Annotated in this window: 1 protein-coding gene and 1 other annotated feature; the gene reads right to left on the bottom strand. The window is 65.5% G+C overall.

The features are described 5' to 3' along the window. Positions 1-1735: 1735 nt before the first annotated feature. Complete coding sequence (locus tag LL648_RS44800) at positions 1736-2083, bottom strand: transposase (protein WP_255687626.1); 348 nt, start codon at positions 2081-2083, stop codon at positions 1736-1738. A gap of 15 nt (positions 2084-2098) precedes the next feature. Continuing rightward, positions 2099-2229, top strand: a sequence feature (AL1L pseudoknot). Positions 2230-2438: the final 209 nt, after the last annotated feature.

The following is a 2438-nucleotide window of genomic DNA, read 5'->3' as shown; positions in this document are numbered from 1 at the left end:
GTTCGTCGCGACGGCGAAGGAGCAGGGCGCGGCGCTCGACGTCATCGAGATCGCCGGCGCCGACCACGGGTTCGAGGGCGGCAAGCACCCCGAGGAAGCCAGGGCGGCGGTGCGGGACGGAATGGCCTGGATGGCGTCCGCGATCAGCGGGTAGCGGGCGGGATTCAGCGCACCGTAACCGTGTGAGTTCAGCAGATCGAGCGAGGTTGTCACCGACCTGGTCGGGTACCCGAACATGTGTGGGTTTCACTGGCCATCCCCTTCGCGATCTTCTTCCTGATGATCGTGATGCAGCACTTCGAAGCGGCCGTGCTCGGGCGTCCTCACCACCCAAGAGCCGGCCGAGCAAGACGCGACAGATAGACCCGGCGCGGCCGGCATCGACACCTCCACTTTGGTGGCGCGGCATCCAGCGCGCGGAAGGGCGCGAGGTAGGCAGCAGCGACAGTGGCGCGGCTACCGCGGTAGCCCTGTTCGCAGATATCCTCGAACAGGGTTCTGGCGTTACGTATACCGTGCTGGCGCAGTGGCCCGATCCCCGTTCGTGCCGACGACGACAAGGAACGCCGTGCGCGGATCCCGGGTCGCGGCGATCGGGGCGACCCAGCCACCTTCGCTAGCCCCCGCAGCCGGACCTGCGCCGGATCGACCTCGACGCGTCCGCGCAGCGCCGCCGCTACCGCGACCGCGTCATCCGCGAGCTGGGACTGCCACAGCCTCGGCGCCTGCGGTGGCGACACGCAGTGTGAGCACGGCGAAAGGCTCGGCTGCTGGGCATCAAGAGTCGACCGCCTCGTTCACGACGATGGCGAGTAACCGCTCGTCATCGATCAGCGCCCATCTCGGACACGCCAGAATCGCGGCGGTTGCGGAGGCCGATCAGCGGACGATCGCGCTGGCTCGCCCCGCAGGGCACGATGTCTCGGTGGCCAGTGAATCCGTGACCCCTCCTCACCGAGACCGACTGCTCGCGAACCTCGATTCCTTGGTCCAGGTTCACTCCACACGCAGCCGTCCAGACGGCTGGAGTTACAGCTGAATCGAAGACCTCGTACTCACCCACGGACGCTGGGGAGCACTCGGCCCGCTTCCGCTCGGACGAGCTCCCATGGACCGCGCCGGCCCTGGCCGGGATCGCCCAACTCCGCGCGCTCGCCGTCCCCGGCTGAACTCCACCCCGACCGTCCCGACGAGCACTTAGCCGACCGGACCGTGGAACCGGCGCACCGAGCGACCTCGGCCAAACCGTCGTGCCCACCAGACAGAATCCAACCTCACAACCGGATCAGACACCGGTCAAGATCACCACCACTCAGCCGACGAAAGATCCGGGCTAACAGAGTGACTCCAAGATGTGAACTATGCCAAGCAGAGTGCGCCGACCTGCGGAAACACGACTTCCGCAGGTCGGCGCACGTCCGTTCGGAGGCGTTCAAGGCGGTACACGCCCGTTGAGAACATGGCCGTGCTCCCCAATATCTCCCCGCCGTGCTCCCCACGCGTGATGACGCGACCCGACAGATAGACGATCGCCCGTCGTCGCGAACCCGGGTGGCCGACCGGCTGGCCTTCAGCTGTGTCGATGCCTGCTGTCACGGCCTCGGCATCTGCGGTGACAACACGCGGTGTGAGCGAGCCGAAGGCTCGACTGCTGGGTCTCAAGAGTCGACCGTGTCGACGACGCCCTGAGACTGGATCTGGCCCACTTTGCGTGATCGGGTTGGCCCCGGCTGGGTCATCTGGCGAGCAGGACTCGCTTGCGTAGGAGGTCGAAGTTGGCTCGGCCATACATCTGTCTCTTGATCATTTTGATGCGGTTGACGTTGCCTTCGACCGGGCCGGAGCTGTGCGGCAGGGTCAGTCCGTTGCGCACCGCGTCGTAGTCGCGGCGCAGCCCGGTGACGAACCGTCGGCATGTAGGCGCGTACTTGGAAATCAACCCGTCCACGATCCGGAACTGGATTCGCGCTGAGGAAGGTGAGGGTTCGGTATCGGCCGGCTCGCCGGCGACCACGGAGGATGTGCAGGCGGAGTTGCGGCGGTTGCGGGCGGAGAACGCCGAACTGCATCGCGCGAACGACATCCTGAAGACGGCGTCCGCGTTTTCGCCCAGGCGGAGCTCGACCGTCGACATCGCTGATCTGCGAGTACATCGCAGCCCACCGTGACCGTTTCTGGGTCGAGCCGGTCTGTGTCGTGCTTTCGCAGCATGGCATCACGATTGCCCCGGGCACGTTCTACCGATGGCTGAACCAACCGCTGACCGCCGCACAGGTGGAGGAAGCGTATCTGGTGAACGCCATCGTGACTCTTTACCGAAGGAACAGGTCTGTGTACGGGGTATGGCTGTGGACCTCGGTCACGAGCCTGTCATTTTTCCCGTGTAAGCCACGGGTGGACTGATTGTTAACGTATCACAGGGGGAGTCGTCCGGGGAA

Origin of the sequence: Pseudonocardia sp. TRM90224 (assembly GCF_021245725.1) — a bacterium.
Taxonomy (GTDB): domain Bacteria; phylum Actinomycetota; class Actinomycetes; order Mycobacteriales; family Pseudonocardiaceae; genus Pseudonocardia.
Note: the sequence above shows the minus strand (reverse complement) of the source record. Positions and strands in the feature narration are given on the sequence as shown.